Below are 26,781 nucleotides of genomic sequence, written 5' to 3' on the forward strand. Positions count from 1 at the left end.
TTTCAGCTCCCGATCACGAGCACAGCCTTGAAGATGATCAGGATCAACCCGACCAGGGCACAGCAGCCGGCGAAGCCAAGAGCGTCCTGCCGGTTCCACTTGGTCCACTCCCAGTTGGACCCCGGGAAGAGCTTGGTGTGGTCGAGGCGCGTGGGGTCGGCGTAGCTCGCCGCGACTTCCCTGGCATCGTCCTCGAGCGTCGCGGCCACCGGGGTCTTCATGCGCGCATAGAAGCGCGCCACGCGCGCCGGGTCGGTCGGCGGCGTCAGCCAGCTGACGACCAGCAGGATCAGGATCGGCAGCAGCGCGTCCACCAGGTAGCGCGTCGTCATCAGTTGCGCGGAATTGAACCCGGCGACGTCGACCCCCAGCAGCGAGATCAGCCACACCTCCGCCCGGAAGAGCCCGCGACCGGTCTTTGGCGAGGCCGGGTCCTGCGGGTCCGCGCGGACGACCCCTTCCTCGAAGAAAACCGAAACCGGTTCGAGGCGCTGCGTCCGGGTCAAGGTCGTCCCGACCGCGGCCGACCGCCCGGCGGCGACATCGGCCGCCGTGGCCGCGGCCTCGCTCGTGACCACGCGCTCGCGCGTCATCACCGTAAGCGCGGCGGAACGGGCCAGCGCCGGGATCTGCGGGACCGTCCACGGCATCACGACGATCAGCAAAAGCATGGTGAAGACCTGGACGCGCACCGCCATTTCGGTCACGCGCCGCCAGACGAAGAGCAGCGTGATGGGCACGCCCCAGATCACAAGGAACACGATGGCGAATTTCAGCAGCGCGATCACGCTGTTGAGATAGAGGCCGATGGCGATGCCGAGCGCCAGGGAGACCGGCACGGTCAGGCGCGCGACGACCATGTAGTGCTTCTCGGATTTGCCCGGGAAGATCGGTTCGTAGATGTTCTTCACGACGAGGCCGGCCATCACGACCGACTGCGCGCCGAGCAGGGCCAGCTTGCCGCCGAGGATGCCGATGATCATCACGCCAACGAGGCCGACGGGCAGGAGCGACTTGGTCAGCAGGCCCCAGACCTGGTCGGGGTCGGACAGCCCGGGCCCGAACAGGGCCAGGGCGATGAGGCCGCAGTAGGCCCACGCGATCGTCACGAACCGCTTGCTGAAGCCGCCCGTGACCGCGCCGAGCCGCGCGGCCAGCTCGTTCTTGGCCGAGCCGGCGATGGTCATGTTGGCCTGCGAGCCGGAGATGCCGAGGAACTGCACCAGCAGGAGCGCGCCGATGGAATACCAGGTGTATTCGCTCATCGCGCCCCCGCCGAAGAGATTGAACATAACCTCCGGCACCTTCTGGTGCAACGTCCCGACGCCGCCGAGCCGCGCCAGCCCGAACGGGATCAGGATCACCGAGATCAGGATGACGAGGACGGCTTGCACGGCGTCGACCATGGCCGAGGCCTTGAGGCCGCCGAGCACGATGAAGACCGCCACCAGCAGCGAGGAGGCGAGATAGAACGGCGCCGGCTGCAGGTAGGTCACATACGGCTGCAGCTCGCCGCGATCGTAGTAGTTCTTCAGCAGGTCGTAGCGGGCCATCGACTCCGTCGGCAGCACATTGGCTGCGCGGTCTGCGCGGAGCCGGATGAACTCGCCGTAATTGTCGACCATCCGCCTCTCTTCCGGGGTGTAAGCGGCCGGCTCCTTGACCATGAGCGGCTGCAGCGTCTTCAGGGCGACGACGTTGCCGCCCGCGATCGTCACGATGATCATGATCAGCGTCGTGCTCGCGTAGAGCGAGCTGAGAAAACGCCGCCCAAAACGGTCCTCGAACAGGTCGGCCGTGGTCGTCAGGCGCACGCGGCGGAACCAGACATTGAGGAACCAATAGTAGGGGGTGAGGAACAGGGTGATGAGCGCGAGCCACGCGCCGCCGGCGCCCTGCCGGTAGACGGAGCTCGACGTGGTCGTGGCCTGCCCGGGGTCGGCCATGCTGCCGAAGCTGAGGAAAAACTGGAACCACTTGCCCAGCGAGCGGCCCCCGAGGAAAAAGTCGCCCTGCCCCTTGACGCCGTGCGCCAGCAGCTTGCCGATCGACAGCACGGCGACGACGTAGGCAACAATGATAAGTCCGTCGATCCAGTGGAGGCCGAAGAAATGCATGAGGGGGTGGTTGGGGGTTGGGGCTGATCTCAGCTAGGCCGCAAAAGAGGGGGCTCGTCAATGGAACGGCCAGTAACCGATGGCCTGCATGCGCCGCTCCAGGCCAAATACGGTGAAGAGCTTCTCCGTCTCGGCCGGCGCGCGACGGAACGCGCCGAGCGACGGGTCGCCCGCCAGCGCCAGCACCAGGTCGCCAATGATCGCGGTGGATTTCACCACGATCTCTTCCGGCAGCTTGTCGATGGTGTCGCCGAAATCATGATAGTAGCGCACGGATTCGCGGGGAATCGGCGCGTTGAAGGTGATCGCCCGCACGTCGGCCAGCTGGAAGGGCGTGTGGTCGCTGCCGAACCAGTTGATGTTCTCCACCCCCAGCGGCAGTTTGCGGTCGCCGCGACCGGCGTTCCAGCGCTCGAGGGCCGGCACGAGCGACGCGTCACCCAGCGCGTTGACGGCGATCGGCACGCCGACCATGTCGAGATTGATCATCGCCACGACGGGCGCGGCGCCGAGGGTGGCCGCCGCGTGGCGCGAGCCCCACAAGCCCTGCTCCTCGCCGTTGAACCAGACCAGCTCGACCGTGCGGGCCAGCTCGCGCCCGCGCAGCGCGCGCGCCAGCGCGAAAAGCTGCGCCGTGCCGAGACCGTTGTCCAAGGCGCCCTGCCCCAGGTCCCAGCTGTCAAAGTGCGCCCCGACGATGACGCGCTCCGGCGAACGGCCCGGGAACACCAGCCGCAGGTTGGCGGTGTCGACTTCCCGGCAATGCGACTTGGTTTCCATGCGCACCCGCACCGGCCGGCCGCGCGCGAGCAGCCGCCGCAGCCACGCGCCCTCCTCCTGCGCGAGCGAATACACCGGCAGCACCAGAGCCTCGCCGACAAAGCTGCCCGTGCGGGCGAGCAGCTGCCCGCCGCCCTCGCGGTTGATGAACAAGACGCCGCGCGCGCCGCGTTCCGCCGCGATGCGCGAGAATTCCCGCGCCGACAGGGCCGACGACTGGTTTAACAGCACGATCTTGCCCCGCACATCCGCCGGATAATCCGCCGCCGCGCCCGCGCCGACATCGGCCACATCGGCTTCAAATGCCGGGTGCGGCTGCGTGTAGCTCAGCGCCGCGATGCGCAGCGGCCGGGCCACCGGCACGATCAGCTGGACCGAATCCGCCCCACGTTCCCAGCCGGGCATCTTGAACGGCACGATTTCCGGCAGCAGCCCGAGGGTCCGCAGTTCCGCCGCGAGCCGGTCCATCGCCCCGCGGTTGTTGGACGAACCCGTGAGCCGTCCGCCAAAGTCGTCGCATAACTGCGTCAGCATCGCATGCGCGGCGTGGGCGGAGTCGTCGAAGGATTCGGCTGCGCGGCCCGCCGGAGGCAGAAGTCCGCAAGCCAGCGCCACCGGCAGGGCGAGTTGTCCCCGAAGAGCCGCGCCCACGCCGCGGTTCACCCAGGAGATTCGCCCTGGCCCAAGACTGGTTGAAGCTTTCATGTTTCCCTCAGCCAGACGCGCATTTCGCCTTCGCCGCGATTGGCCCAGAGGGCATACGGCACGGCCCGCAATTGCACCGGGGTTTCCGGCACCGGCTCGGTTGAATACAAGGCGCCGCCTGTCGCCGCGCGCACCGCCGGGCCCTCCAGCACCACGCAACCGCCCAGCAGGTCGAGCTCGGGCCGCGCCGTCAGCTGGCTGTCGCGCGGCAGGCCCAGGGCCGAAAGCTGCGGGCCGTTGTCGGCTTCCTCCACGCAGTAGACCACGGGGCCGCGCTGCAAGGCGACCTGGCCGGCCGCCGCAAACACGCGGGTGTTGGCGCGGACCCGTTCGACCGGCATCGGCAGGTCCAGCACGACCCGGTCGCCGCTCCGCCAAATCCGGCTGATGCGGGCGTAACCATCGACCGCCCCCGGTTCCCGGGCGACACCGTTCAGCACCAGGCCGGGCTGCCGGCACCAGCCCGGGATCCGCAGGTGCAGGGTGAATTCCGCGGCGGCCCACTCCGGCTCGATGCGAAATTCGACGCGCCCCTGCCAGGGATAGTCGGTCCGCACGAGCAGCCGCACCGCCCCGGTTCCAGACTGGAATCCCGCCTCGCCCTCGGCGTAGAGATGGACGGCCAGCCCGTCGGGCATCTGCGAGTAGGCATAGTCGCCCAGCGAGGCAAAAAGACGGGCGACATTCGGCGGGCAGCATGCGCAACCGAACCAGGGCACGCGCTGGGTCTTGACGAGATGGCACTCGTAGCGGCGCTTGGCGACCGCCGGCACCACCTCGAGGGGATTGACGTAAAAGAAGGTCCGCCCGTCGAGCGCGAGTCCGGACAGCACGTTGTTGTAGAGGGCGCGCTCCATCACGTCGGCATAACCGCCGTGCAGCTCCAGTTCCAGGAGGCGTCGCGCGCACATCATCACGCCGATGGCGGCGCAGGTCTCGGCATAGGCCCGGTCGGGCGGCAGGTCGAAGGGCTCGCAGAATTTTTCTCCATAGGGCTCGGTGCCCACGCCGCCGGTGAGGTAGAGGTGCCGCGTCACGATGGCCTGCCAGAGCGCACGGCACTGGGCGGCCAGCGGCGCGTCGTGGCGGTCGCCGGCCAGGTCGATCATGGCGGCCAGCAGATACATCATCCGCACGGCGTGCCCGACGGGCTCGGTCAGCTCCCGCACCGGCCGGGCGGCCTGCAGGGTGGCCAGGCCGTCGTGATGCATGTGCCAGGGCAGCTTGCCGTCGTCGCCCGCCCGCCGCGCCGCCTCGGCCTCGAAATAATTCGGCGACCGGCCGCGTTGCTCGATGAAGTAGAGGGCGAGGTCGCGGTAGCGTTCGACCCCCGTCGCCCGGGCCAGGCGCACGAGGGCGAGCTCGATTTCCTCGTGCCCGCAGTAGCCCGGCAGTTGGTCCGGGCCGGGGCCGAAGGTGCGGGCGATCAGGTCCGCCAGCCGGCAGACCACGTCCAGCAGCGTCCGTTTGCCGGTCGCGCCAAAATGCGCCACCCCCGCCTCGATGAGGTGGCCGGCAACGTAAAGCTCATGGCAGTCGCGCAGGTTGGCCCAGCGATTCTGCGGCTCGACGAGCTGGAAGTAGGTGTTGAGGTAGCCGTCGGCGACCTGCGCTTTCGCGATGGTGACGATCAGCCGGTCCAGTGTCGCCTCGAGCGCCGGATCCGGATGGGTGGCGAGCCGGTAGCTGGCGGCCTCGATCCATTTGGCGAGGTCGGAATCCTGCCAGAACAGGCCGTGGAACTGCCCGGCTTTTTCACCGGCCGCCACCTGAAGATTGTGGACGCAGCCGCTGCGCTCCGCCCCGGGAAGGCGGTCGTTCAGGGCCTCCCATTGGTAGGGAATCACGGTTTCGCGGACCAGGCGGGCCCGGCCCGCGAGGAAACCGCGGTCGAAGCGGACCAGCGGCAGGGCGAGGGAGGAGGGATAACTCATCTGAAACTTGAGTGGTTGGGTGACGGGGGCGGCGGCCGGACAACGCGTGATTTCAGGCCGGGCCAGCAACGGGCGGAAAGAGCAAGGACCCGCCACCGGGACGAGCCGTCTTCACGGTTTGACGCGGTCGGTGATGGTGAGCGTGTTGAAGTCCAGGACGCGCTCGAGCTTCCCCTCGGTGATGGTCAGTTTGCGCGAACCCTTCCCGGCGTTGAGGTGCGGCCCCTCGAAGAGCTTCCATTTCGTGTAGTCGATCTGCCGGCCGTCGACCTGCGGTGCCTGGCCGAACGTGCAGACGATTTCGTGGCCGCGCAGCGATTTCAACCTCACCGTCGGCACGGGCTCCAGCTTGAACTCGAGGGGCAGGGCCACGACCGCCGCCTTGAATGCGTCGAAACTCTTGAACTCGCTCGCGCTCGCGGCCTGCACGATCGTGCCGTTCTTCAGGTGCGGGCTCACGAGGAGCTTGTCCCCCTTTTCTCCCAGGTCGACGCGCTCCCACTTGTAGCCGCTGGGCGAAGGCAGCGACTTGTAGCCGAGCAGGTGCTCCCAGTGGAACGGGGCGAGCGGCCGGTAGGCCAGGTAGGTGTTGCCACCCTGCGCGAAGATCCAGCCGGACTTGTCCTCGGTGACGTTCACGAGGTCCTTGGAGAAGAAACCGTTGATCCGCGGAAACCGCGTGCCCTCGGGAATGTCGTAGAGCGCGATCACCGTGTCGAGATCCTGGAACACATGCTCGTAGGGGGAGCCGCCAAGGATCTTGTCCGGCACGTCGTAGGACGGCTTGCCCTGGCTCGCGAGCAGCTCGAGCATGTGGTCGGGCAGCTCGGTGAAATAGGTCTGCATCACCCGGGCCGAGGCATAGGGATGCGCCGAAAACATCGTGTTGTGCACGCCGCGGGGGTCCGGCACGGCCCAGGTGACGTCCCACACGTGCGTCTGGATCGGGTCGACCAGACCGCCCTGATAGGAGCCGACCGCGTAATCGTGGCGCATGTAGTTGGTCTTGTAGACGGGCGCCATCAGCACGTCGCTGTAGCGCCAGCGACGGCGGCTGCGCTTGAGGTCATGCTGGAGGTAATCCTCCGACCGGTCGTTCGCGAGGCGGAAGATGACCTCGGGCACCTCGTAGTTGGCCGCGGCGGCCGCGAACCAGATGCCGAAGCCGCCGTAGCCCGCCGGCGGCGGCGTGTTGCCGAAGCACTGCCAGCTGAAATAGGACGACAGCGCCATCCAGCGCTGGATGACCGAGGTGTCATCGGTGCGGGCATTGGGGCCGCGCAGGACGCCGTTGAGGGTGTTCTCGGCGAGATCGGCGAGCAGCCAGTCGAGCTTCATGTGCCCGCGGATCTTCATCTCCGGGTCGCGGGCCCAGGTCGCGAGATAGAGCATCGGGATGGCGTATTCGCCGATGTAGTGCGTCGGATTGAATTCGCCCTGCCCGATCGTGGTCGCGAGATCCATCCAATGGATGAGGTAGGCCCGCGCCTCGGCATTGTTCTCGGCGGAGCTCTTGCCGTTGAACCAGCTCGCCGCCGGCTCGCCGGGGTGGAGCTCGGTCATCAGGTAGAGCGAGGTGTAATACATCGCCCAGTGGTTCTCCGTGTCGCCGCGCATCGGGAAATAGGTGCGCCAGGCATCGCGGATCGCCGCCTTGGCGGCGGGCGAGAGCTGGTCGCGGCCCAGGAAGGAAATCGCCGTCCAGGGGAACATCCAGAACATGTCCTGGCTCTGCGGCCCGCTCATCAGCTCGATCACCCGGGCGGAAACGGTCGCGGCGTCCTCGTGGCGCGCGAGCTTGGCCGCAATCTGCCCGGAGCCGAACGTCGCCGGGTCGCCGGGCTTGATCGAGTCGACATACCACTGCAGCACTTCGTTCGCCCGCGCCAGATAGGCCGTGCGGCGGGCGTCAGTGGCGAAGTCCGTCACCGGCGCCGGCATCGGGCCGGTGGTGGAAGGTTGCGCCCGCGCCGGGCCGGCCAGCGCGCCACACAGGAAGAAAAGGGAAAGAATGCGTTTCATGGTTGGGGGCCGGTCCGGGCTCAGCGGCCGGTTTTCGGCACGAAGGTGAAGGTTTGAATCGAGGCGCCCAGCAGGCCGGGAACGGTGCGCCAGGTGCGGCCGGCGTCGCCCGAAGCGTAAAGCCCATGACCGAAGACCGCCGCGTAGAACTCTCCGTTGTCGGGATCGATGGCGGCGCGCCAGACGCGCGCCGGCTCGGGCAGGCCGGCGTTGCGCGCCGTCCAGGTCGTGCCGGCGTCCTCGCTGACCAGCAGGCCGTAGCTCCAGCTCGCGATGACCAGGCGCCGGGGGTCCCGCGCATCGAAGGCGACGTTGTAGAGCGCCTTGTCGGAGGGCACAGCGTCGATCTTTTTCCAGGTGGCGCCGCCATCGCGCGAGAGCAGGGCGCCGGCGCTCTGGGTGACGGCGATCCACTGTTGCGGGTCATGCGGCGACTGCTGGATGTCGTCGACCGTATCCGCCGTGGACAGGATGCGCTTCCAGGAGGCCGCGCCATTCTCGGTCAGATAGATGCCCGACTCGCAGCCGATGAGCACCCGGCCCCGCCGCGTGCGATCCGCCCGCACCACCTGGGTGTATTTGCCCCGCTCCGGCAGGCCCTGCTCGCGGCGCTGCCAGGTCTGGCCGCGGTCGCGGGAGACGACGATGCCGTCGGGCAGGCCGGTGTAGACGGTGTCGGGCTCCTGGAAATCGACCGCGATCGACTTGGGCTCCGTCTCGTCCCAGCCCGTGACCAGCCGCCACGACTTGCCGCCATCGAGGGTGCGCAGCACCCCGCTCAGGCAGGCGACGTAGAAAACGTTGGCCTCGCGCGGATCAAACGTGACCGAGGTCGCCAGCGCATAGTTGATGCCGACATGCCCGAATTCATCCGGCCCCGTGCGCACGAAGACGCCGTTGGACGAGCCGTCCTTCGCGCCCATGACGCGACTGCCGTTATTGAAGGCCGCGCAGAGGTAAAGGTCGTGCTGCGGGGCGGCACCGGCCTGGCTGGCGAGCAAGGCCAGGAGAACGAGGGAGGAGAGGATTCTTGTCATGCGAAATCGGGTTGGGTCAGAGATCGTGCGCCGCGGCGCGCACCGCGCTGATGGTGCGTTCGACCTCGGCCCGGGAGGTGAAAACGTGGGTGGAAATGCGCACGGCCCCGAGATCCTGCTCGGTCACCGGCCGGCAACGCAGGCGGTGTTTCCCAAGGAGGTAGCCAAAAAGTTTTCCGGCGTCGGCCCGGGCATGACGGATCGTGGTGATCGAGGCGCGCAAGGACTCGGAACGCGGCGTGAGCACCTCGATGCCCTTGATCCGGGACAACTCCTGAATCAGCCCGGCCGCCAGGGCCCCGCCGTGGGCGGCGATGCGGGCGCGGCCGATCTGCTCCTGCAAGCTGACCGCCTCGGCCAGCCCGACAATCAGGCCGGCGTTGCGCGTGCCGTATTCATGCCGCGAAGCCGCGTTGAAATCCTTGATCTCGCCCGGCAGCCGAGCCAGTTCGCCGGAGTAGGCCCCCGCCCCCGTGAGCGCCACCGCGTCCAGCCGATCATGGCGCAGATAGAGCACGCCGGTCTCATGCGGGCCGCCCAGCCACTTGTGACCGCTGAACGCGCAGGAATCGCAGCCGATTTCCCGCAGGTTGACCGGGATCATCCCGACGGATTGCGCCGCATCGATGTGGAACCAGATGCCGCGCGCGCGCGCAAACTCCGCGATCGCCGCCACCGGGAACACCAGCCCCGTGGTGCAGGTGATGTGGCTGACCTGGATGACCTTGGTCCGCGGCGTCACGAGGGCGCGGATCCGCGCCAGATTCGCCTCCGGACTGGCGGGGTCGGGCTCGAACAGGCGCACCACGACGCCGTGCAAGCGCGCCTGGTTGAGCCACGGGAAGGATCCGCCCGGGTGCGCGTGGCTCTCGAAGATCACCTCGTCGCCCGCCCTCAGCCCGAGACCGGCGGCGATGATCGAATTGCCCTCGGTCGCATTCCGGACAAAGCAGACCTCGTCGGCCGCCGCCCCGAGGAATCGCGCCATTGTCTCCCGGGCCGGTTCCAGCAGGTTGTGGCCGGTCTCGGAGTGCTCCTGCAGTTGCCGCATGGTCGCATCCACCGCGTCGAGCACCCGCTGCGATGCGGGCCCAAGGCCGCCGGTGTTGAGGTAAACCGGATCGTCGCTCAACGGATACTGCGCGCGCACGGCGCGCCAGAAGGCGTCGTCGCTCAGGGTCCCGAACGGGGGCAGGGCCGGGAGGGAGGCCCGGGCGGCCAGGGCGCTGATGGCCCCGAGTCCGAGCCCCTGCAGGAAGCTGCGGCGGTTGAGTTTCATTCGTCGGAAAAAGTCAGGGTGTGGTCGAGGTTGAGGGCCGCGCCCGCGGCGAGCGGCAAGTCGCGGGCGTATTGAAAGGGCAAGGCGGCCAGCGGATTGTGGCGCCGCACAAACCAGTGCAGCGGACCCGCCGGATTGGCGAAACGGATGCGCACGCGCCTCTGCGAACCATCTTTCTGCCCGTGCCACTCCATCCAGCCAGCCGCGGCACCGTGCACCGCGGATTCACCCTCGAGTCCACCCTCGGCCCGGATCCCGATTCCGTCGTCGCCATGATCGTCCAGCAGGTCCCGGGCCCCGCGGAACTGCAGGCCGGTATAATGCGATCCCGCCAAGCCCTGGTTGGAATCATACTGGCCGAGGTCCAAGGTGCGCGGCGCCACGTTGCGCAATATCGCCGTCCAACGCAGCGTCCACACCGTGGGCGAGATCACGGCCAGGACGAGCGCCCGTTCCTCGTGCAGCAAGAGTTCACCCGTGGCTCCGACTCTCCACTCGAGCGCATGTGCCAGCCGGTAGGCCGTCCGCTCCCGCCAGACCACATGCCGCTGGCAGCCGTGATCGGCCCGGAACCGGTAGCCCTCGTCCCGGCGGTAGGTGGCGCCACCCCAGAAATTGAAGCCCCCCAGGCAGTTGATCGTAAAGCTCAGCCCGTGGTGCCAACGGTGATCATTGGGGCGGAAATTCGTGAGCTGCTCACCGGCCAGCGTATTGACCGGATGGGCGTATGGTCGCGGCGCCTCGTCCGCAAGGGTCTCCGGCCGGTAAACATAGCGCAGCAACAACCCGCCGTCCCGGCGGTGGATCTCCACCGCCTCGCTGGTTTCCGCCTTGAGCTCCAATTCCGGGTTCATGGCAGGGTCACCGACAGCCGGATGTCACCGCCCGCGGATTCATGGCGGGAACGGTCAGGCAGGATGATCGAGACCGGCGTCCCGACCGGAACCTTGGCTTCCAGGGTAAAGGTCTCCTGCTCCACCTGCCACGCCACCTCGATCAGGCCGCGAGGCGTGCATACACTGCCGCGCGCGGAGGTCAGTCCGCAGAGATGGGGCGCCAGGGTGATCCGCGCAAAACCCGGCTCGGTCGGCACCACCCCGAGGATGCGTTGCTGGAACTCGAGCACCGGGTGCGCGGACCAGGCATGGCAAAGCGACCGCCAGTAGCTGTTCTCCTCCACGAAGGTCGAAAGCCCGTAACCAATGGACTCGTGCCACGGCCCGAGGTGGCTCGGCATCTCGTCGTAGCGGCCGCAGCGGGCAAGCGCGCCAAAGCCCGTGTGCCACCAAAAGAAGGAGCCGGGCGCGAGTTTGGCGTCGGACGGGAAGCGCTTCATGATGATCGCGCGCTCCCGCTCGCCGGCCAGGCCGGCGACGATCGCCCAGGCATTGCCATACTGGCTGACTTCCGGACCGCCCGGGCGGTCAAAGTAAAGGCCCTCCGCTTCGGACCAGAAGCGCGCGTGCGCAGTGCGACGGAGCGCCGCCGCCTCGGTTGAAAGGGCGGCCGCTTCCGCGGGCCGACCCAGGCGGCCGATCATCCAGGCCGCCTCATCGAGCGCGTTGATGTATTGGGCGGCGTGCAGGCAGGTCGGGCCGTCGTCCGCTCCGGGCACGACCCCGCGCGGCCACCAGGCGCACCAATCGGTGATGTTCCAATAGGGCAGCTTGGCCGGCAGTCCGTCCGCGTCGGTGTGCCGGCGATACCAGTCGAGCACGGCGCGCACCCCCGGCAGGAGTTCCCGGACCGTCTGGGCGTCCCCCGAACACAGGAAGTAGTCCCGGATGTTCGTTATCCAGTGGATGCTCCACGCGGGAATGATCTGGACGAGCCGCGACGGATACCGCGCCTGGGTCAGTCCGTCGGAGAGCCGCGACCAATCGAAGTGATGGAGCGCCTGGCGGCTCAGCCGGCAATCGCCCGTCGTCATCATCGCGAGCTTCGAGGTGATCATGGTGTCGCCGGCATACTGCATCTGCTCGTAATGCGGGCAGTCCACGAAGGTTTCATGCGAACACAGGCGCATCGTGTGCAGACCGACCTGCCAGATCTTGTCGAGGCCGGGATCGGAAGACGCAAACGTCGCCGCGACCCGATAGGGGTAGGCCGTGAAGCGCTGCTGCACGGCGTGAATGGTCAGCGGCTCGGATCCCACCGTGAGCTGCAGGCCGACATAGCGGAACGCGCGCCAGTGCAACGGCTCGAAAATTTCCTTCCGACCGGATGGCTCCCAAATGTCGCACCAGCCCGTGACGCGGCCGCGGCGATCGAAGGTCCAGCCCGAGCTCTCGTCCGCAAAGTGCGAGGCCAGGTTGGCCAGCGGCTGCGGCCGGCCGAGCAGTTTCGCGCCGGGCGTATTCCACGGCAACCGCAGCGCTTCGGCGTAGGTGAGCTGCACCACGCTGCCGGCGCCACCGGCTGCGGTGATCACGGGAAAGGCGGTCGTGAGCACGCCCAAGTCCAGAACGAGATCGACCCTCTCCCCGGCCGCGAGCGTCAGCGGGGCACCGCCCGCGAGCATCGCGGCCCACTCCGACGACACCGCGCCGCCGCCACGGACGTATGCATCGGGGAACGCCGCCGGCGCCCCCTCTTCCATCATCGGGATCATGCGCGGGACCAGGCCGTAGGGGCTGGCCGGATCGCGCCGGTGCTCAAGGCGCTCGGCCTTGTAAAGCACGCAGGCCGCCGGCCAGCCAGAATCGTCGAACTCGACCGTGTGCCATCCCGCCGGCACCAGCCGGGACACGCGGTGCTCGAAGTAACCCAGATAGCCCTCGAAGGTGGTGTGCTCGTTTTGAAAACGGTGGCCGCGATCCACCGCCACACGCCAGTGGGCGTCGGTCCGCAAATCGACCAAGCTGGTGCCGGCCCGGTCCACCACGACCCCCTCCAGCACGAAGCCGCCGGCGTAAGTCATTACCGAACACGGCGCCCCGAGCAGCGCGGGGCGGTGGGCAACCCGCGACATATCCAGCACGATCGCCGCGAGCACGTTCCGGCCGGCACGCAGGTGGGGCGTCAGATCGAATGTATCGTAGAAGTGGTGGTTGACATCGCCCTTTGCCGGACCGCGCCCCAAGCAGACGCCGTTGCAGTAGAATACATACCGGCTGTCAGCCGAGAGGTGCACCGTAAGGGCCAAACCCGCCAGATCGGCCAGCTCGAAGGTGCGACGGAAATAGCGGACCTGATAGTGCGAAGGCGAACCCTCGCCCGCCTCCGGCGCCGCATGGGTGCCTTCGGCGGACCAAATCCAGGAAGCGCGCTGAACAAAAGGAAGGGGTAACATAACAGGAAAGTGGCTGGGGGCCGGGCGGGGTGACCCGGTTAAGGCCGTGGATCGGCTTAAAGCTTAAAAATTGGGCTGGCTTTCCCTTTTTTTTCAACATCTATTTTCATATCTTTTCATCTCAATCATGAAAACTGTTTCACCCCCGCCCCGCCTCTATTTCTGCGCCACCCTTTGGTCGTTGGTCGGCCACCCCAACGCGCGGCGCGAGTGGTCGCTGGCACGCAAGATGACCGCCATCCAGGCCGCCGGCTTTGATGGTGTGGCGGAAATGTTTCGTCCCGAGCTGGCGCCTCACTTGCAGCGCCTTGGCTTGGATATCTGCGGCCGCGTCTTTTCCCGGGACGGGCGCGATGTCGAGGGCCTGCTGAAGATCGAGGCGGCCGGTGGCGCCAAATACGTCAACTGCATGCTGGGAGCGCACGACACGACCCCGGCCGCGGCCACGCGGCTGATCATCAGGACCGTGCGCATCGCCCGGAAACTCGGCCTGTCCGCGCATCTCGAGAGCCACCGGGACACTTGCACGGAAACCCCGGAGAAACTCGCTGAAATCGCCCGTCTCTATAGGAGAAAGACGGGGACCCTGCTACCCGTGACCTGGGACCACTCCCATCCCGCGGTGATGAAGCACATGCTGCCGGAGGATTTCTCCCGCCGGCTGCTGGACCAACCCCGCCTGATCCAGCAATCCCGGCTGTTTCACTGCCGGCCGTTTGGCAGCCAGCACTGCCAGATCCCGGTAACCAACGGCCGAGGAAAGCTGACTCCCGAGTTTCGCGACTACCTGGCGTTTGCCGAAGACCTTTTCACCGTCTGGCTGCAAGGCCCGGCGCCCCGGGGCGAACTCTGGGTCTGCCCCGAACTGGGCACGACCGTGGGATATCACGTCAGCACCAATCCGCCGGTGTGGCCCGACACGATTCGCTGTCGCAAGGAACTGCTTGGCGCTTGGAGACGTGCCTTCCGACGCACGGCGTAAAAACTTAAAGTAAGTTTTTCGGCTGAAATCCCTTGACTCAGTCGGTAATTTTCATGCTTTTATCATGAAACGTTCTGAAAGGGAACCCCTATCCCATGTTGATTACAGAAATCGCCCACAAGGCACGTGTCTCTCCTGCAACCGTCTCACGAGCGATCAACCAACCTCAATTGGTCGCGCAAGACAGCCTGGCCCGTATCCGGGCGGTAATGCGGGAACACAACTACGTTCCGGCTCCGGTTAACCGCCGCCGCGGACCCAAGGTTCACCGGGCGGAGCAAAAGCGGATTGGGGTGTGGTTCGTCGGGGCCAAGGTCAACAATCCCAGCCTGAATTGGTTTCAGGACCAGTTGCTGCAGGTGCAGTCCGCCGATTCCAGCTATGGCGTCGACCTGCGCGTGCTCTTCTCCAGCCATCCCGGAGAGTTGCCCCGCAATATCGCGAACGAGCAACTTGATGGACTGATCGTCCAGGGCATGGAGCCGTCGCCCGAGTGCCTGGCCCAGCTGCGCGAGATCCCGCACGTCTGGTTCATGACCCGCCGGTCGGCCGCTTACCCGGGCGACTACGTCGAGCCCAACAATATCGAGAATGGCTGCATGGCGGCCGATTATCTTCATTCCCGCGGCCACAAGTCAGTCGCGGTCATCTCCACCGACCCGGACTACAGCGCCATTGTCCGCCGCAACGAGGCTTTCGTTGAGCGAGCCACCGCGCTCGGGCTCGCCGTGCATACGATTCTGGGCCAGGCCAAGCCCGGCGGCACGAGCTATCTGGAAATCGCACCGGTGCACAGCGAAAGCAGCATTCTCGTCCAACGCCTGCTGGAATGCACCCCCAAGGCCACCGGGCTCTATATTCCGGTGGATCATTTCTGCGGCTCCTTTTTCCGGGCCCTGCGGGAAACAGGCCAAAGGCCCGGCAAGGACTTTGAGGCCGTCCTGGGCAACTACAATCCGGTCATCTACCACAACCTCGACCACTCGCCCGCGGCGATCGACATCAACCTCCCCATGCTTGTCCGCAAGGTCGTGGATCACCTTCTCTGGCGCATCGACAATCCCCATGCGGCCGGACGCATCGGCATCATCGTCTCCCCGCGCTTGATCACCCCCGAAGCATCGGGCAGCCGCGCGCGGTAACCCGTGCCCGCCTCTTGCGGGGCCAATTTACCGGGACCTAATGCCGGTTAACGAAAACAAACCAATAGTATGATACCTACCAATACCCCCTCCACGCGCCGCGCCAGCAAGTTGCTGGCCGTCGGCTTGGCGGCGCTGGTGACGAGTTCCGCTGCGCTTGCGCAGTCGGCCGACTCCGATGCCCTCCGCCGCCTCCAAGATGAGAACGCTACCCTGCGGAAGCGTCTCGCCGAAATCGAGGCGCAGAGCCATCCGGCTGCCGCCGCCTCTGCCACCCCGACCTCTCCCGTGTCCGCCGCCACCAGTGCGGCCCGCCCCGCCACCGCTGCGGAGCCCCAGGACAAGGAGACCTACGCCCTCTCGCCCTTCGAGGTGAAAAGCGGCAACGACTACGGCTACCTGAAGACCAACGCCGCCACCGCGACGCGCATCGGCATGGCCATTCAGAATGTGCCGATGAACATCTCGGTCATGAGCGAGGATTTCCTCAAGGACACCGGCGTCCAGTCCATCACCGACATCCTCCGCTACACTTCCTCCGGCTCGCCCGACTCGCGCTTCGCGATGCGGGTGCCCGGCAACTCCGCGACCCCGCAGGGCAACTTCACCCTCCGTGGCTTCACGGTCAACTCCCTGCTCCGCGACGGCATCTTCCGCTACTCGGCCTACAACCTCGACAACGTGGACCGCGTCGAGATCGTGAAGGGACCGGCGGCCGTCTTCTTCGGCCAGGGCTATCCCGGCGGTGTCATCAACTACATCACCAAAAAGCCCTTGTTCGACAAGCCGATTGCCGCGATCAGCTATGCGGTCATGTCCAACGCCGGCCAGAAGGTCACGGTGGACTACAACGCCCCGATGGCGGAAAACGCCGCCTTCCGCGTGGTCGGCGCCTGGGCCGACCAAAAGGGATTCCGCACCGGCGAGTTCCACAAGAACTACAACTTCACGCCATCGCTCACCCTCAATCCGTTCAAGAGCGGCAAGCTGCATGTCAATCTCGAGCTCGAGCATCTGACCGAGTCCTACAATGCCAACGACTCCGCCTGGCTCTATCCGCAAGGCTGGTTCGATGCCTATAAGAATCCCTCCGCCGCCCTGATCGCCGCCGCCCCCGCCTCGGTTTCCGGCGCCGCCGATCCGATCGCGGCCTATCGCGCCCGCATCTTCAACAGCCTCGGCAACTACATGGCTGACGTGCGCAAGGCGGCGAACGATCCCGGCCTGCCGATCTACACCCAGTCCGTGGTCTCGCCCTATGCCTCCTACACGGACCTGAACGGCAATCGCGTCCAAGACAAGCACTTCAACTTCACGAATTCGGGCGCCTTCTCTTCGAACGAAGTGAACACCTTCACGGCCACGGTCGATTTCTCGCCCTTCAGCTGGCTGGATGCCCGCTATGTTTACACGAAGGACAACGATCGCTTTAACAACATCTTCGCGCAAAACGCTCCCAACGCCGACGGCATGACCTTCAACGCCGCCAGTGGCGGCGGCGGCAACGGCTATTACCGCCGGACGCAGGACCATCAGATCGACGTCATCGTCAAGGCCGACTTCCTCGGCATCAAGAACAAGTTCCTCTTCGGCGGCGTCTACAGCCAGCCCTTCCAGCAATACATGGCCTCGATTGGCGCGGTCTACTACGCGGTTCCCGGCTACAACTATCCGGCCAACAACCCCAACAACCTGCCGTCCCCCGGCAGCATGGTCCCGGTGCTGCAAGTGTTGAAGGACCGCAACGGCAACATCCTCACCGCCCAGCAGGTCTACTCGATGTGGGATCCCTCCGTCCAAATCCAGCCCCCCGTCTCCAAGATCTACAACATCAACCGCAACCTGCTCGACGGCTATCGCTCCACCAACACGGCGCTCTACCTCAACTGGCAGGGCACGGCGCTCAAGGATGACAAGCTCACCATGCTCGGCGGTTATCGCCGCGAGGGCAGCAAGGGTTTCGGCCAGAACCTGACCTCCAACGATCCCTGGTTCGTCGTCCCCAATACGGCTTACCTCGACCAGGCGAATTATCCTCCGGGCGTTTACAACTACTCGCCGAGCTACGCCGGCGACCCGCAGGGCTTCCGCACCGTCTACGGTGACTCCTGGATGGGCGGCGTCTCCTACGCCATCACCAAGGAAGTCTCGGTTTACGCCACGGTGTCCAAGACCTTCAAGCTGAACACCGGCTCCGCCGGCGGCTACGACACCCTGGGGATCAACAACCTGCTGAATGACGCCTTGACCAACAACGGCGGCAGCTTCAGCTACCGCGGCCAGACGATCACCAGCGTCGCCCAAGGTCTCGCCGCCATCGAGGCGGATGGCGCCAACAAGCCGCTGAACAACGAGTCCGGCAAGAACTTCGAGGTCGGCGTCAAGACCGCGCTGTGGAACAACCAGCTCGTCACCACGTTCTCGCTGTTTCGCGGCATCCGCCAGGACCAGAAGCTCGATGACAGCAATGCGCAGGCCAATGTCAACGAGCCGTTCAACTACAGCACCACGATGTTCGCCCCCACCTCGCCCTACTACAACACGCGCAACTTCCGCTGGCGCGCCGTGGGGGTGAAAAACCAGATCACCGGCACCGACTTCGACATCACCTGGACGCCTAATCGCAACTACCAGGCCGTGATCAACGGCGCCTACATGTGGCAGGCGGCGACGATCGACAACCCGCTCTACGCCCACCCGGGCTCGACGGCCTACAACAACGCCGCGGTGGCGACCCAGATCTTCGACTCGATGTATTACGGCAACCGCATCGAGAACGTGCCGGAATACCGGTTGAACGTCTTCAACAAGTATACCTTCACCACCGGCGCGGCGCGCGGCCTCAGCCTTGCGCTCGGCGCCCGCTACTCCTCGAAGACTGTCGTCAGCCGCAGCATCGACTGGAACCCCGACCGCGGCGGCTTCCAGGCCGGCAACTACTGCGTGTTCGACGGCAACATTTCCTACCCGTGGGAAGTGCTCGGCTACAGGATGGTCTCGTCCCTGGGCGTCACCAACCTGACCGACAAGGTCTACTACGAGGGCAACTATGCCCCCGCCGATCCGCGCAGCTGGACCCTGCGCACGAGCGTCAACTTCTAAGCCGTCCGCTCGTCAGCCTTCAAGGCGGAGGCCCCTACGGCCTCCGCCTTTTTAATATCCGCGACTCATCCGGCCATGTCACCCCTCCTCCGTTTCTGCTCCCTTTTCGGCCTCCTCGCCCTCCTCGGCGCCGCCCCGGCGGACGCCATCGCGGCCGCCCCGTCCGCCTCCCCGCTCGCCGGCTCATGGTCGATCGATCTCGCCCGCAGCACCGAACTCAGCCCTTGGAAAAGCTACGATCTCACCATCACCGTCGCCGGTGAATCGCTGACCATTCACCGCCACCTCGCCTGGGGCCGCCGGTCTTTCGACGACGAGATGACCGTCACAACCGGCACCACGGTCACCGTCCCCGTCCTCCTGTGGCCCGACAACCGCCACCTCGGCGCCTACATCAGCCCCGATCACACCAAGCGCGTCCGCGCCGAGTGGATCGACACCGGGCGCATTCTCCGCCTCAACACCGACCTCGTCCTCGTCACCCAGCAGGGGGCTCGCGCGGTCAACATTCTCAGCGACTACAAGGTTTCCGCCCACGGCACCTTGCTCACCCTCACCGAACTGCGCAGCACCCGCAACCGGCCCGTCGTCTACGTCTTCACCCGCGCCACCGCCGCCGCGAAATGAAACCCCTTCTCTCCGCCCTGCTCGTCTTCGGCGCCACCGCCGGCCTCGCCGCCGACTCCTCGCTCATCGAGCGCCTCGCCCCCAAGAAGGTCGCCCACGCCCCGGCCGCCGCGACTATCGTCCCGCTCTCCGAGAACTGGCGCATGGACGGCGATGTGCCGGTCCATGCCTTGCTCATCTCTCTCCAGGGTCTGGCCAACCGCGACTACCCCCGCCTCTACCTCGAGTATCCGAAAAGCTGGCAGTGGGAGATCGTCCGCCCGCTCGAGACCTTCCTCGAAAAGCGCCACGGGGTTAAGTTCGACCGCCTCGGCCTGGACGACGCTGACGACGCGCTCGGCCGCTTTGCCCAATACGCCAAGGGCGTCGTCGTCTGGGACAAGTCCGTTCGCTCCTCCCTCATCGTCGCTTTCACGATCGCCGGCGTCGAGGACCTCGTGACCGTCACCGAGGACCAGCTCCCGCTCGCCGCCAAGCACGGCCTGAAGCCCATCGTCGACCTCCGCGGCCGATTCACCGGGCAGACCGACGCGCAGATCTACCAATGGGCCTACGACCACTATTTCGAGCGCTGCTCGCGCGACTACTACGTCGTCATGGGCGGCCACGCGGGCCCCGAGATGCAGCCGGGCGTCGCCGACTTCGGCATCCGCCAGCGCGCGTTCTTCTCCGATCTCTCCTCCAACCCCAAGGACCCGGAGGAACTTGCCCTGCTCAACAAAATCCTCGGCCGCCAGAACATCCCGAGCGTCGTCCTCGGCTGGCATTCCTACGGCAAGGACACCGAGGGGTCGCACACTTCGCTCGTCGGCCGCTACGGCCTCATCATGGAGGGCCTGCACAACCTCCCCAACGTCTCCTTCACCTCGCAGATCCCGCTGACGCCCGACTTCAAGTTCACCAACAACCATCACGTGCAGCCGGCCGAGACGCGCCCGGCGGAGAAGAAGGTCTACGTCGCGGCCGTCGCCACCGACGCCATGGGCATCGGCGCCTGGACCAAACCCGGCCGCGGCCAGATCCCCTACACCTGGCAGGTGCTCATGAACTGGGCCTGGATGAATCCACCCGCCCTCCAGTATTTCTACGAGGACAAGTCCCCCAACGACTACTTTATCGGCGGCCTCTCCGGCCCCGGCTACATGTATCCCAAGGCCATCCCCGCCGGGAAATGGCCCGCACTCACCGCCGTCGGCCGCGACCTCATGAAGCGCCTCGATCTCCGCGTGCTCGAGATCATGGATTACTCCGAGGGCAACCGCCACCTCGGCAACACCGACCTGCCGAAGGAGGTCGTGGACCGCTACTACGCGCAATATCCCGACGCCATCGGCTTCATCAACGGCTACGGCACCGCCCGCACCTTCGACCTCCGCGACGGCCGTCCCCTTATCAGCTACGACTATTATCTCGACGTGCAGCGCCCCGTCGACGAAGCCGCCGCCGACCTCGAGGAACTCATCCAGCTCAACCCGCAGCGCCCCTACTTCCTCCTGCTCCACGTCCGCGAGTCCAACACCGTCGAGAAGGTCTCGCAGATTCTCGGCAGTCTCAGTGAACCGGTCGAGGTCGTCCCGCTCGACGTCTTCCTCAAGCTTGCCGCCAGCGCCAAGACCTACCGGACCAACTTCGAGCAGCCGACCGATCCGGTGGACCGGAATCCGTAAGGCAAAATCACGTCCATGCGCCTCAGTCACATTCTGGCCACGATCGCTCTCGTCCTCGCGGCCGAGTTTCCCGCCCTCGCGGCCGAACCGGCCCGGCGACCTCTCTCACATCGCGACTTTGACGGCTGGAGATCGATCACCAACGAGGCGATCTCTCGCGACGGCCGCTACCTCGCCTACGCCTATATGCCGCTTGAGGGGGACGGTGAGGTGATCGTGCGGGAACTCGCCACGGGCCGCGAGCAGCGGGTGCCGGCCGGCGCCCTGCCCGCGCCGCCGCTGAATGGATCTGAGGCGGATCCGGAGCGCCCGGCCCCGCGCCGAAGCGTATCGATCAGCCTCACCAGCGACAGCCGCTTCGCGATCGCCGGAGTCTTTCCGCCCCAAGCCGAGACGCTGGCGGCGAAACGGGCCGGGAAGAAGGCCGCCGAACTTCCATCCGAGAGCCTCGCCATCGTCACTTTGGCCACCGGCGAGGTCACGCACCTCGCCGGCGTGCAGAGCCATCAGATCCCAGCCAACGGCGGCGCCTGGCTGGCCTATCTCAGGACGGCCGCACCCGGTTCCGCTGTCGCCAACGGGCCCGCCAGCAAGCCTCAGGAGAGCAAGATCGGCGCCGAACTCGTGCTGCGTGATCTCGCGGCGGCCACCGAGCGCGTATTTCCCCACGTCACCGAGTATGTCTGGGCCCGCGACGGCCGGACCCTCGTGTTCCTCGTCTCCGTCGGGGACGAATCGGCCGATGGTGCCTATGCCGTCACCCCGGGCGATCCGGCGCCGCCCGTTACGCTCGCCACCGGTCCGGGACGCTACGTGCGGTTCACGTGGGACCGGGCGCAGGGCCAGGGCATCTTCCTCAGCGACCGCGGCGAGGCCGGCGCGAAACGACCGGGGCTTTCCCTTTATTACTGGCACCGGGGCTCAGCCGGAGCCACCGCCGTTTTGTCCGCCTACTCGCCCGGCGTGCCGGCGGGCAGCGTGCTCAGTGGGGACGTGACGCCGGCGTTCTCGTTCGACGGCCGCAAGCTCTACGTGTCCACCGCACCAGAGCCCGCGGCACCCGATCCGCGTCTGGCTGCGCTGCTCGATGAGGAAAAAGTCTCCGCCGATCTCTGGCGCTGGAACGACGAGGTGATCCAACCGCTGCAGAAAGTCCGCGCCGAGCAGGACCGCAAGCGCGCCTACGTGGGCGAACTTGACGTGGAGAGCCACGCTTTCCGCCAGCTCGCCGATCCGGCGCTGGCCACGCTCGCCTTCAACGACGACGGCTCGCTCGCCTTCGGGTTGGACGACCGCCCCTACCGCGCGCGTCTCGACTACGATGGCGCCTACTCCGACCTCTATCTCGTCAACGCCGCCACCGGCGCGCGCCAGCTCGCGGTCCGCGCGCTGGGGGAGAAGGCCGGCGTCCGCTGGTCGCCCGACAACCGTTGGATCGCCTACTACGCAGACCGCCAGTGGTTCGCCCTCGACGCTCGCGACGGCTCGGTCCACCCGCTCAGCCGGAGCCTGCCTTTCGCGGTTTTCGACGAGAATCACGACATGCCGGAAATGCCCGGTGCCTATGGCACGGCCGGGTGGACCGCCGACGGCGCCTCGTTGCTGATCTACGACCGCTTCGACCTTTGGCAGGTGTTTCCCGACAATCGCCCCGCCCGCAACCTGACCGGCGGCTTCGGCCGCGAGCACCGGATCCAGCTGCGCCTCCAACCGATCGAAGCGAACCTGCCGGGCGCCGAGCCCCGCGGCGCCGACCTGGGCCGTCCGCTCATCCTTCGCGGCGAAGAAGAGGCGACGCGCGCGACCGGCTTCTATCGCTTCACGTCCGACGGCCGGACCCCGCCGGAGCTCCTCCTGTGGGCGGACAAGGACTATCGCTACCTCGGCCGGGCGCTGTCCGCCGACGTCCTCCTGCTCACCGCATCGCGCTTCGACGAGTTCCCCGACATTCTCGCGACTGACCCGGCCTTTGCCCAGCCGCGCAAGATCACCGACGGCGGCGCCCAGCTGGCGCCGTTCACGTGGGGCTCCGACGAGTTGATCAGCTACCGCAGCACGGACGGCGTGGAATTGACCGCTATGCTCTGCAAGCCGGCCAATTTCGATCCGCGGAAAAAATACCCGATGATCGTCTACATCTACGAGCGGCTGTCGGGCAACCTGCACCGGTTCTTCTCGCCGACGCCGTCCGCCGTCATCGACCCCTCCTTCTACACCAGCAACGGCTACCTCGTGCTGATGCCCGACATCGCCTACACCACCGGCCATCCGGGCCAGAGCGCCTACCGCTGCGTGATGCCGGCGGTCGACGCCGTGGTCCGCCGGGGCTGCGTCGACGAAAACGCCCTCGGCCTCGAGGGCCATTCCTGGGGCGGCTACGAGACCTCCTACATCATCACACAGACGAACCGCTTCCGCGCCGCCGAGGCCGGGGCGATCGTGGGCAACATGACCAGCGCCGCCGCCGGCATCGGGGAGAGCTCGGGCCGCTCGCGCCAGTTCAAATACGAGAAGAACCAGAGCCGCCTCGGCGTCACTCTGCAGGACGCGCCGCTCCTCTACCTGGAAAACTCGCCGGTGTTCTTTGCGCAGCAGGTGCAAACGCCCTTGCTGATCCTGCACAACGACCACGACGACATCGTGCCGTGGCCGCAGGCCGTCGAGTTCTTCCTCGCGCTGCGCCGGGCGGGCAAGGAAGCCTACCTGTTCAACTACAACGGCGAATTCCACAGTCCGCGCCGCCGCGTTGACCAGGAGGATTTCGCCCGCCGCATGCACCAGTTCTTCGACCACTTCCTCAAGGGCGCCCCCGCGCCCGACTGGATGACCCGCGGCATCCCCTACCTCGACCGCGACGCGGAGAAACTCCGCTTCCGCGACACGCCGTAACTTTCCCGCCCCTCCACTTTCGATTCACGCCCATCCATCATGCGACACCTCCGATCATTCCTCGCTCCGGTCCTTTTCTTCTTGCTTCTGCCTATCGTGGCACTGGCCGCCACCTCGCCCTTCGAGGGCCGCTGGCGCCTCGATCGCTCGCGCAGCACCGTCCTTGACGGCTGGCACGCGTGGGACCTCGTCATCAGCGTCACCGGCAGCCAGGTCAGCCTGCGGCACGACCTGAAGTGGGGCCGGACCGATTTCTCCGCCACCAACACCGTCGATACCGCGCATCCCGTCTCCCTGCCGGCCTTCTTCCGCGTCGAGCAGCGCCACATGGCGCTCTATCCCGCCAAGGGCCAGCCCACGCCCGTCCGCGCCGCGTGGCTGGACGCGGGCCGCACGCTTCGTGTCGAAGCGGATGCACCGATCGAGATCTCCCAGGGGCAGGCCGTGATGCGGATCTACGCCGAATACCGCCTCGTCGAGGGCGACCGCGAACTGCTGCTTATTGAGCTCCACAGCTCCCGCCCCCGTCCGCTCGTCTACCGCTTCACCAAGGTTTCCGAGGAGAAATAATCCATGCGCCGTCTCATTTTACTTTTTGCCCTGATCTGCAGCACCGGCGCCTTCGCCGCCGATTCCGCCCGTTCCGCCGCGTTCATGCGCTGGGACGGCGACTGGCAGGTGGCCGGCGGCCTGCCGGAAAAGACCCTGCTTCTCAGCCTGCAGGGCCTCGCCAACCGCGCCGCCCCGCAGTTCTACGTCATTCACCCGAAGGATTTCCAGTGGGAGATCACCGAACCGCTCTTCGAGTTCTACCAGCGCAAGCACGACGTGCGCTTCGCCGAGCTCAAGACCGCTGAGGAGGCGCTCGCCCGCTTCAACGGCAGCGCCAAGGGCTACGTCGTCTGGGATCCGGCGGTCCCCGCTTCGCTCAACGTCGCCTTCACCATCGCGGGCCTGGAGGACGCTTTGGTGGTCACGCCCGCCCAGGTCCCGCTCGTTGAAAAACACGGCTTGCGGAAGATCGACGACCTCACCGGCCGCTACACCGGCCGCACCGACGCACAGATCTACGCCGACGCGGTCGACCGCTACTGGGCGCGCTGCACGCACGATGCCATCATGCTCCAGGGCGGCCACCGCGGCGCCGTGCGCCAGCCCGCCATGGCCGACTGGGGCATCCGCCAGAAGATGTTCTTCCACGACCTCTCCGCCAATCCGCAGCATCCGGAGGAACTCGCGCTCGAGAAACGCCTGCTCTCCGAGCTGAAGCCCGGCTCGATCGTCTTCGGCTGGCATGCCTACGGCAAGGACACCGAGGAGCAGCACACCACCCTGCTCTCCGGCTACGGGCTCAAGATGGAGGGCCTGCACAACCTCCCCAACCTGAGTTTCAACTGCCAGTTCGGCTTCACCCCGGGCTTCAAGTTTACCAACCCCGGCCACGTCGCCCCCGACGCCAGGCTCACGGCCGGACCGAAGGTCTACCTCGCCTTCGTGCAGTCCGACAGCATCGGCATCGGCGTCTGGACCAAACCCGGCCGCGGCAAACTGCCCTTCGCGTGGCAGGTCACGATGAACTGGACGAAGTTCTCCCCCGCCGCGCTCGAGTATTTCCACGAGAGCGCCACCCCCAACGACTACTTCATCGGCGGGCTCTCCGGTCCGGGCTACATGTATCCGAACCACATCCCGGCCGACCGCTTTCCGCTGCTCATGCAGGAGGCCCGCGAGATGATGGCCGCCCTTGACGAGCACATCATGGAGATCATGGACAACTCCGCCGCCGACGGGAACGTGGGCAACACGGACCTCACCAAGGAGACCGTCGACCGCTATTACGCGGCCTTCCCGAACGTCATCGGCTTCATCAACGGCTACGGCCCGGCTCGCACGCGCGACCTGCGCGACACCCGGCCGATGCTCTCCTACGAATACTACATCGACCCGCGCCGCCCGCGCGAGGAGGTCGCCGCCGACCTGAACGAGCTCATCGCCCTCAACGCCAAGCGGCCCTACTTCCTCCTCGTGCACGTCCGCGAGTCCAATGACGTGAACAGCCTCGTCGACATCGTAAAGCAGCTCAGCGGCCCGACCGAGGTCGTGCCGGTCGACGTCTTCCTGAAGCTCGCTGCCAGCCAAAAAACCTACACGACCCGCTATCAGGATCCGGCCGACCCGAAGCACTTCTGAGCCACCCCATGCACTCTGCCAGTCGCTTCCCCCTTGCCATCGCCGGACTGCTGATCGGGCTTGGGCTCCTGCAGCCGGGCGCCGGCGTGGCGGCGACCTGGAGTCTCGCCAACGGGGACCGGGTCAGCGGGCAGCAGATCCGGGAAACGGCGGACACCATCGTGATATGGCATGATGCCCTTGGTGAAATCTCCATTCCGCGCACCGCCCTGGCCGTGCCGCCGCCCATCATGACGGATTCCGATCTGCAGGCCGCAGCGCGGATCGCTCCGGCCAATCCGACCCAAAGGCCAACGCGCGCCGCCTGGAGAAGACAGATCGAGTTTGGCTATTCCCAGCAGTCGGGCGTGAGCTTGGTGCGAAACCTCAGCTCGCGCGTGGAGATCACGGGCAAGGACGGGCCGGACTCCTATCGCATCACGGCCAAGCTGCTCCAATCCGAGCTGGCCGGAACCAGACAGACGGACCGGTTGGACGCGGACCTGCTTTGGCGCCACGACCTGACTCAGCGCATATTCATCCAGTCGTTAAGCACCGGATTCAGGGATGGCATCCGGAACATCAAACTCAGCGCCGAGGAACAGGCCGGAGTGGGCTTGCGCCTGGCCGAAAACTCCAAGCAGGCCGCCCACGTAGGCTTTGCCGTTTCCGGACGCTTCCAGGAGCACGGCGACGCTCCCAACAGCCAGGGGATTCTGGGCATGATGTTCGAGGACTATTCCCGCTCGTGGGGCAACGGCCTGCATTTCAGCCAGGAGCTGAGCGCAGCCCTCTCAAGCGAGACCGTCACCACCTTCCCCATCGACCCGGGAGTATCATCCCATGGTCCCCTCGGGAGCGGCAATTATCGGCTGAGGTTTAACTCCGCCCTGGTGAGTCGCGCGGTGAACCGCTCGACGCTCAGTTTACGATACGAATATCTGTATGACCAATCCGTGCTGAACCCGGCCTACCGGACTGACCAGCGGATCACCACCGCCATCGGCTACGGCTGGTAGCCTTCGAAAGGAACAAAG

17 protein-coding genes are annotated in these 26,781 nt (G+C 66.3%); 9 read left to right on the forward strand and 8 right to left on the reverse strand.

Going from position 1 to position 26,781, the window contains the following annotated elements; genetic code table 11:
- Positions 1 to 2: 2 nt before the first annotated feature.
- The 8 genes from BLU29_RS05395 to BLU29_RS05430 all read right to left on the reverse strand — a co-directional run bounded on the left by BLU29_RS05395 (position 3) and on the right by BLU29_RS05430 (position 13,166).
- Entirely contained in the window at positions 3 to 2,117 is a 2,115-nt protein-coding gene (locus BLU29_RS05395) for a hypothetical protein (protein ID WP_091055742.1), read from the reverse strand.
- A 57-nt stretch (positions 2,118 to 2,174) separates the two neighbouring features.
- Complete coding sequence (locus BLU29_RS05400; RefSeq protein ID WP_091055744.1) at positions 2,175 to 3,602, reverse strand: M28 family peptidase; 1,428 nt, start codon at positions 3,600 to 3,602, stop codon at positions 2,175 to 2,177.
- Entirely contained in the window at positions 3,599 to 5,536 is a 1,938-nt protein-coding gene (locus BLU29_RS05405; RefSeq protein WP_091055746.1) for a beta-L-arabinofuranosidase domain-containing protein, read from the reverse strand. Before BLU29_RS05405 ends, BLU29_RS05400 begins: the two co-directional genes overlap by 4 nt.
- A 111-nt stretch (positions 5,537 to 5,647) precedes the next feature.
- Positions 5,648 to 7,558, reverse strand: coding sequence for a hypothetical protein (locus tag BLU29_RS05410; protein ID WP_091055749.1), 1,911 nt, complete (start codon positions 7,556 to 7,558; stop codon positions 5,648 to 5,650).
- 20 nt (positions 7,559 to 7,578) lie between these two features.
- Complete coding sequence (locus BLU29_RS05415) at positions 7,579 to 8,595, reverse strand: YCF48-related protein (RefSeq protein ID WP_091055751.1); 1,017 nt, start codon at positions 8,593 to 8,595, stop codon at positions 7,579 to 7,581.
- 16 nt (positions 8,596 to 8,611) lie between these two features.
- Positions 8,612 to 9,874: an aminotransferase class V-fold PLP-dependent enzyme gene (locus tag BLU29_RS05420; protein WP_091055752.1), complete on the reverse strand. Its 1,263-nt coding sequence runs from the start codon at positions 9,872 to 9,874 to the stop codon at positions 8,612 to 8,614.
- Positions 9,871 to 10,728, reverse strand: a complete 858-nt coding sequence (locus BLU29_RS05425; RefSeq protein ID WP_091055754.1) for a DUF6807 family protein — start codon at positions 10,726 to 10,728, stop codon at positions 9,871 to 9,873. The genes BLU29_RS05420 and BLU29_RS05425 overlap by 4 nt, the downstream gene beginning before the upstream one ends.
- A complete protein-coding gene (locus BLU29_RS05430) occupies positions 10,725 to 13,166 on the reverse strand; it encodes an alpha-L-rhamnosidase C-terminal domain-containing protein (RefSeq protein WP_091055756.1) in 2,442 nt (813 codons plus the stop codon). Before BLU29_RS05430 ends, BLU29_RS05425 begins: the two co-directional genes overlap by 4 nt.
- A gap of 127 nt (positions 13,167 to 13,293) precedes the next feature.
- Here BLU29_RS05430 and BLU29_RS05435 point away from each other — a divergent pair, with 127 nt between their 5' ends.
- The 9 genes from BLU29_RS05435 to BLU29_RS05475 all read left to right on the forward strand — a co-directional run bounded on the left by BLU29_RS05435 (position 13,294) and on the right by BLU29_RS05475 (position 26,763).
- On the forward strand, positions 13,294 to 14,148 hold the full coding sequence (locus BLU29_RS05435) for a xylose isomerase (RefSeq protein WP_157693647.1): 855 nt from the start codon (positions 13,294 to 13,296) through the stop codon (positions 14,146 to 14,148).
- A 293-nt stretch (positions 14,149 to 14,441) separates the two neighbouring features.
- Positions 14,442 to 15,290, forward strand: coding sequence for a substrate-binding domain-containing protein (locus BLU29_RS05440; protein WP_231962315.1), 849 nt, complete (start codon positions 14,442 to 14,444; stop codon positions 15,288 to 15,290).
- A 69-nt stretch (positions 15,291 to 15,359) separates the two neighbouring features.
- Positions 15,360 to 18,392: a TonB-dependent receptor plug domain-containing protein gene (locus BLU29_RS05445; protein WP_091055761.1), complete on the forward strand. Its 3,033-nt coding sequence runs from the start codon at positions 15,360 to 15,362 to the stop codon at positions 18,390 to 18,392.
- Positions 18,393 to 18,467: 75 nt separating this feature from the next.
- Positions 18,468 to 19,019, forward strand: coding sequence for a hypothetical protein (locus BLU29_RS05450; protein ID WP_091055763.1), 552 nt, complete (start codon positions 18,468 to 18,470; stop codon positions 19,017 to 19,019).
- On the forward strand, positions 19,016 to 20,686 hold the full coding sequence (locus BLU29_RS05455) for a GxGYxYP domain-containing protein (protein ID WP_091055764.1): 1,671 nt from the start codon (positions 19,016 to 19,018) through the stop codon (positions 20,684 to 20,686). The genes BLU29_RS05450 and BLU29_RS05455 overlap by 4 nt, the downstream gene beginning before the upstream one ends.
- Before the next feature lie 15 nt (positions 20,687 to 20,701).
- Positions 20,702 to 23,575: a prolyl oligopeptidase family serine peptidase gene (locus tag BLU29_RS05460; protein ID WP_091055766.1), complete on the forward strand. Its 2,874-nt coding sequence runs from the start codon at positions 20,702 to 20,704 to the stop codon at positions 23,573 to 23,575.
- An 81-nt stretch (positions 23,576 to 23,656) separates the two neighbouring features.
- The gene (locus BLU29_RS05465; RefSeq protein ID WP_231962316.1) at positions 23,657 to 24,145 is read left to right on the forward strand and encodes a hypothetical protein; all 489 of its coding nucleotides are present in this window, start codon (positions 23,657 to 23,659) and stop codon (positions 24,143 to 24,145) included.
- A gap of 3 nt (positions 24,146 to 24,148) precedes the next feature.
- Entirely contained in the window at positions 24,149 to 25,765 is a 1,617-nt protein-coding gene (locus tag BLU29_RS05470; protein ID WP_091055769.1) for a GxGYxYP domain-containing protein, read from the forward strand.
- 8 nt (positions 25,766 to 25,773) lie between these two features.
- Positions 25,774 to 26,763 carry a DUF481 domain-containing protein gene (locus tag BLU29_RS05475; protein WP_091055771.1) on the forward strand — a complete coding sequence of 330 codons (990 nt, stop codon included), beginning with the start codon at positions 25,774 to 25,776 and terminating at the stop codon, positions 26,761 to 26,763.
- The last annotated feature ends 18 nt before the right edge of the window (positions 26,764 to 26,781 follow it).

This window comes from Opitutus sp. GAS368, assembly GCF_900104925.1.
Lineage (GTDB): Bacteria > Verrucomicrobiota > Verrucomicrobiia > Opitutales > Opitutaceae > Lacunisphaera.

Excerpts from the sequence above, each read along its gene's own strand:
- BLU29_RS05395 (WP_091055742.1), bottom strand. The coding sequence starts at position 2,117 with ATGCATTTCTTCGGCCTCCACTGGATCGACGGACTTATCATTGTTGCC.
- BLU29_RS05400 (WP_091055744.1), bottom strand. The coding sequence starts at position 3,602 with ATGAAAGCTTCAACCAGTCTTGGGCCAGGGCGAATCTCCTGGGTGAAC.
- BLU29_RS05405 (WP_091055746.1), bottom strand. The coding sequence starts at position 5,536 with ATGAGTTATCCCTCCTCCCTCGCCCTGCCGCTGGTCCGCTTCGACCGC.
- BLU29_RS05410 (WP_091055749.1), bottom strand. The coding sequence starts at position 7,558 with ATGAAACGCATTCTTTCCCTTTTCTTCCTGTGTGGCGCGCTGGCCGGC.
- BLU29_RS05415 (WP_091055751.1), bottom strand. The coding sequence starts at position 8,595 with ATGACAAGAATCCTCTCCTCCCTCGTTCTCCTGGCCTTGCTCGCCAGC.
- BLU29_RS05420 (WP_091055752.1), bottom strand. The coding sequence starts at position 9,874 with ATGAAACTCAACCGCCGCAGCTTCCTGCAGGGGCTCGGACTCGGGGCC.
- BLU29_RS05425 (WP_091055754.1), bottom strand. The coding sequence starts at position 10,728 with ATGAACCCGGAATTGGAGCTCAAGGCGGAAACCAGCGAGGCGGTGGAG.
- BLU29_RS05430 (WP_091055756.1), bottom strand. The coding sequence starts at position 13,166 with ATGTTACCCCTTCCTTTTGTTCAGCGCGCTTCCTGGATTTGGTCCGCC.
- BLU29_RS05435 (WP_157693647.1), top strand. The coding sequence starts at position 13,294 with ATGAAAACTGTTTCACCCCCGCCCCGCCTCTATTTCTGCGCCACCCTT.
- BLU29_RS05445 (WP_091055761.1), top strand. The coding sequence starts at position 15,360 with ATGATACCTACCAATACCCCCTCCACGCGCCGCGCCAGCAAGTTGCTG.
- BLU29_RS05450 (WP_091055763.1), top strand. The coding sequence starts at position 18,468 with ATGTCACCCCTCCTCCGTTTCTGCTCCCTTTTCGGCCTCCTCGCCCTC.
- BLU29_RS05455 (WP_091055764.1), top strand. The coding sequence starts at position 19,016 with ATGAAACCCCTTCTCTCCGCCCTGCTCGTCTTCGGCGCCACCGCCGGC.
- BLU29_RS05460 (WP_091055766.1), top strand. The coding sequence starts at position 20,702 with ATGCGCCTCAGTCACATTCTGGCCACGATCGCTCTCGTCCTCGCGGCC.
- BLU29_RS05470 (WP_091055769.1), top strand. The coding sequence starts at position 24,149 with ATGCGCCGTCTCATTTTACTTTTTGCCCTGATCTGCAGCACCGGCGCC.
- BLU29_RS05475 (WP_091055771.1), top strand. The coding sequence starts at position 25,774 with ATGCACTCTGCCAGTCGCTTCCCCCTTGCCATCGCCGGACTGCTGATC.